Genomic DNA, 3,095 nt, shown 5'->3' on the forward strand with positions numbered 1-3,095 from the left:
TTCCGACTGAAACGCCAACGCCAACTCCGACACCGATTCCGACTGAAACGCCAACGCCAACTCCGACACCGATTCCGACTGAAACGCCAACGCCAACTCCGACACCGATTCCGCCAGAAACGCCAACGCCAACTCCAACACCGATTCCGCCAGAAACGCCAACGCCAACTCCGACACCGATTCCGACTGAAACGCCAACTCCGACACCGACAGAAATTCCGACAGAAGATTGCCTTTGTAACTCTCTATCCCTCCCAAATCTCAACCAACCCAATCCTGTAGAAAAGGTAGTTGTGAATAGTACGATCGATCTACCCGTCACAGGTACTGCTAGCAATGAGAGATTCGACGGCAGCAGCAGCGAGGATTATTTCCCGGCAAAGGAAGGTAACGATAACCTGTTTGGCGGCGAAGGAAATGACTTTTTAAACGGTAACGAAGGCAACGACTTTATCTCTGGTGGAACCGAAGATGACTTGCTTTTTGGTGGCAAGAATCAAGACATTATTCTTGGTAATGAAGGAAGAGATACATTATGTGGGAATCGAGGAGAAGATTCGCTCAATGGTGGAGAAGATAGCGACTTCATTCACGGCAACGAAGACTCGGATTTTTTAGAGGGGGGCAAAGGAAACGATTTATTATTGGGAGGTAAGGATAGAGATTTAATTTTAGGCGGTGAAGGCAACGATACTCTGTTGGGAAATGTAGGTGACGATACTGCCTGTGGTGGCGGTGGCAACGATTACTTGCTGGGTAATGAAAATAACGACCTACTTGATGGCTGTGAAGGAAATGATACGATTTGGGGAGGAAAAGACAATGATACAATATTTGGGGGAGCGGGAGACGACTTTTTAAGCGGCGATTTGGGAGATGATTTTTTAATGGGAGGAAGTGGGAACGATCGTTTTCTGCTTGGGGCCGATTCAGGGATGGATATCATTCGAGATTTTGAACCCGGAAAAGATGCGATCGCCCTTACTAGAGGTTTGACTTCTTCTCAACTGTCAATTACTCAATCCAACAGCGACACCTTAATCCGCTTGACAGCAACAGGTCAAATTCTAGCCACTCTCAATAACGTATCTGTTACTCAAATCGAGCTGACAGACTTGAACCCACCTACATTTTTAAACAGGAGTTTTTTCTGATGAATGTTAGGGGCGATCGCCAAAGAATCAAGAGACTTTTCTACACAAGTTTGACCTTAATTCCAGCTATCCTCTTAGGAGGCTTGGGAAAGCTTTCCGCGTCCAACAACTACACAGCTTTAGCGCAAGAAAACATCCCCGTTACTGGTACTGACGACGCGCGACTCCAGCCTCTAAAGCAATCCCTGACAGAATTCATGCGCCACCGCTGCGTCGGTGCGGCCGTACTGGGTGTTTCTGTTAAAGGTAAACCCGTCGGTGTTTGGGGTTTCGGCCGCATGAAAGGCAGACCTACTAATAACTGGGATCCGGCTTGTGGCGACGATATGCAGGCTCCTCTGGCGGCGATCGTACCCGCAGATACCCCCATGCGTATGGGCAGTATCAGCAAGCCTGTTACCTTTGCAATGGTGCGGTGGGCGCTTAAACAGACGGCGCGCGATCGGGCCGGTTTAGAACTGACTGACGACCAAATTGAAGGGATGAAATTGTTCGACCCCCAGCATTATCCGCCGCTAATTCCCGGTTTGAACAAGCAATATCCAGTAGCGATTATCCCTGAAAAATTGCACGCCGTATTTTCGGGAAAAGTCAAATTTCCCGTTCCCGTGAAAGACAGCAAGTGTGCCAATCTTAACTCAGGATTTGCAGACAAACAGTGGCAAAACGTCACCCTCGGACATTTTTTGTCGCACAGATCGGGACTTCAGCGCAGCGCGCCCAGATATGAAGATGTCATCGCAAATTTGCCTGTGCTTCGCAATCTAAAAACCCCAGCTAATTTTCAATCACAAGAACAGTTACTTGTCAATGAGTGGGGCTACAAATCTATCAGTTCTGCTAAAAATCAACTCGGCATTTCTCCTAGCGCCGGCTATTTTTTGCCAAGTCCTACTTTAGCAGAAACTATGCAGATTTTGGCAGGGCGATGTCTTCAGTATCCGATCGGTCAATATCACTATTCCAATACCAGTCCGGCATTTCCTACGATTATTTTGGAGCAGCTTGTGGCTGACGGCAGATATGCTGCTAAGATGGGTAAACCAGAAACTCATCAAGGTTCGGCTTTGGAGGTTTTCTTCAAAACAAAGTTAGGAATTTCTACTGCGGCTGACCGGGGAATTTTTATGACCCAAGGAGTAGCAAATATGGTCGATCGCGAGCCAGAGAAACGCGATTGGAACGGGAAGACTTACTATTGGCAGGGATGGGATGTGAAGCGGCCTCACTGCATCTGGAAGGGTAGCTTCTGCGATTTTTCTACCTGGCTAAATCCGAAGCCGGGGAGGATAAATTGGTCTGGGAATTTAGGTATGGTTCCTTTTAGCAGCAGAAACACTGATTTGAGTCCCGGTACTGGTTCGCTTGCTGCAGAAGCGGAAGTTTTTCTCAAATTTATGTCAGAATATTGGGTAGGTGGTTATGAAAATAACCCGCGCATCGGGGAGAAGCGAAATCAGGTTTGGAATCGATATACTTCTCACACCGGAGGGCTTGACGGTACTTATGCAAGGGCAATTCAGTTAGGGGGAAATCGCAATCCTAAAGAGTGGAAATTGCCGCCGCTGGACGCTAAAGGTCGCATCCTTGATGATTTTGGCAAGTTGAAGATGTATGCGGGTGTGTTGCCGGATGGAGTTGATATTTTTGTGGCTGTGAATCAATGGGCGGACAAGAAATGTGTTGAGGCTAAAAGCTATAATTGCCGGGATGCTTACGGACTTTTGGATAATTTTATTTTGTACGGTGTTTCTCAGGTGAATTGGGAAGCGATCGCGCCTTAATATTACCACAACAAGTACCAGAATAAGTAGGATACGTCAGCAGCGCGTTACTTTCGATCGCAACCAGCAATCTTACAACTGGGTAGTGCCCTGAAGGAAAGGATAGAGTAAGCTACTCAAGCGAGAGAAGTGTTTACCATTAGTTATATGACAGTAG

At 47.2% G+C, this 3,095-nt stretch carries 2 protein-coding genes; both read left to right on the forward strand.

Annotated features, from left to right (window positions below):
* On the forward strand, positions 1-1,154 hold a 1,154-nt coding region (locus QUB61_RS36280; RefSeq protein WP_333190371.1), incomplete at its 5' end, for a calcium-binding protein.
* Entirely contained in the window at positions 1,154-2,938 is a 1,785-nt protein-coding gene (locus QUB61_RS36285; RefSeq protein ID WP_333135875.1) for a serine hydrolase, read from the forward strand. The genes QUB61_RS36280 and QUB61_RS36285, both read left to right, overlap by 1 nt.
* Positions 2,939-3,095 lie beyond the last annotated feature (157 nt).

This window comes from Microcoleus sp. C2D2 (assembly GCF_036702495.1).
Taxonomy (GTDB): Bacteria; Cyanobacteriota; Cyanobacteriia; order Cyanobacteriales; family Microcoleaceae; genus Microcoleus.